General features: G+C 53.0%; 1 protein-coding gene. It reads right to left on the reverse strand.

Translation table 11 applies throughout. The features are described from left to right. Positions 1 to 657 precede the first annotated feature (657 nt). Positions 658 to 1,476, reverse strand: a complete 819-nt coding sequence (locus FS320_RS43050; protein WP_152718607.1) for a TnsA endonuclease N-terminal domain-containing protein — start codon at positions 1,474 to 1,476, stop codon at positions 658 to 660. Positions 1,477 to 1,618 lie beyond the last annotated feature (142 nt).

Consider the following 1,618-nt stretch of genomic DNA (forward strand, 5'->3'; position numbering starts at 1 on the left):
CAGGCGCCCACCGTCGAAAGCAGCGGTGATCTTCTTGCGGCCAACGGCTGGAAACGGGAAGGTGGCAGGTGTATCGTCCGGCATGGCGAGTGTGGCACAGGGCAATTGGTGGCAGGGATTAGTCTCAACAACCAAATCCTACGCTGCTTCAAGTGCTTAAGCTACACTCGCCAGCCTTCATCAACCTTCCCATGCATAAGAACGGTTAGGAGGCGGTAGATTGTTTGCCTTGTGCTGGTCACCTCCTTTAACCGAGCGTCAATCGCAGACTTTCGCGTGGATCGGGATAGGAGCATCTCTACTTTATTTCCCTCTAGGAGGGGGGCTATGAGAGCGTACCGTGCAATATGTCGTTTATCTTCAGCTCTTAGTTTATTTGCATCCCCATCCACGGTGATATCGCCGAACATCGCATCTCCGGGAAAACCTCGCCGCCAAGGATCATTTAACTCCACAAGAAATCGTCCCCCACAGGTACCAAGCTCCTGTTGAAGTTCATCTGACATAACAGGAAATGGCCAGGCATCGTCATCGACTCGGTAAAGCCAAGTTTCCTTGGAAGATGCGTTCACATAAATAACTCGGTTGACTGCATTGAGACGAGTGTCTCGAAGGAGCATCCTTACCGCTACCGGTGTCGGGCATCGTGGAAGCATTTTACCAATTCCAAATTCGGAATGATGAGCCGGGGAGATCTTGCAGCAGAGGGACGTCAAGTGGTGCGCGAAGGTGCTTGGACGCCAGAAGTCGCCTTAGACACCCGAGTGTTGTGCCTAGCGGGTATCCTCGATCATTGTCTATTGCGAGGCAGATAAGACGGATGGGCAGTTCATGTTCTGTGTAGATTGCTTCGAGCAAGTATGGAGTTAGAATTTCGTCGATCCGGCGAGCTCTTACGCTACCTGTAGTGCCCGGCCCCGGATCAAAGATCCATGCGAGGTTTCTGGTGAAATTGTTCTTGAGATCGTCGCTGATCATTAACAACCATGGAACGTCTCGGCTGATCCAAAAGACTCTTTCTATCTCAAGCTTCTCGAGTGTCCTTGGATTCTCAAGATCCGCTGATTCTTTGATTGCAAATGCGCGAAGGGTGTTTCCGTGGGGTGTACTGACCGTCACAAGGAGGTCGGTCGTTATCACCCATATGGCCTGACTTATCGGATCGACGGGATGCCGTACCCCGCACCACGCAGCAATCTTCATTGTCTCACGTCGGTCGATGAGCGGAAACTGCTCACGCAGGTCGATGACGCTGTCGTCCCACCAATGGGATAGAAAGGCGTAATACTCGTTGTCTGATAGGAGATGATGCACGCGACCGGTTTTCGCACAATACGGACGGTGCGTTCGACCTCGAGATGGGACGTCCGAGACCTTTATCCAAGGTTTGTAGTCTCTCCCGACACCGGAGCCTCTGCCTTCATGAATGAAGCGGACGATCTTCGCTTCGGTGAACGTATAGCGCTTTCGAGCCATCGGAGTTTTCGTTCCTAATGATCCTCACGAAAGCGATGTAACATAGGGCGGTGTCGGTCCTTGCGGGGAGGTTCGCGATGGATGGCAACGTTTGGCGGCCGGCGCATCTGACGCTGGAGCAGATGGAGGAGCGCCGTTTGGC

The organism is Microvirga tunisiensis (genome assembly GCF_009296175.1).
In the GTDB taxonomy this organism is placed as follows: Bacteria; Pseudomonadota; Alphaproteobacteria; order Rhizobiales; family Beijerinckiaceae; genus Microvirga; species Microvirga tunisiensis.

Bases quoted from the DNA above. Each gene is read 5' to 3' on its own strand.
- FS320_RS43050 (WP_152718607.1), bottom strand. From the start codon at position 1,476: ATGGCTCGAAAGCGCTATACGTTCACCGAAGCGAAGATCGTCCGCTTC.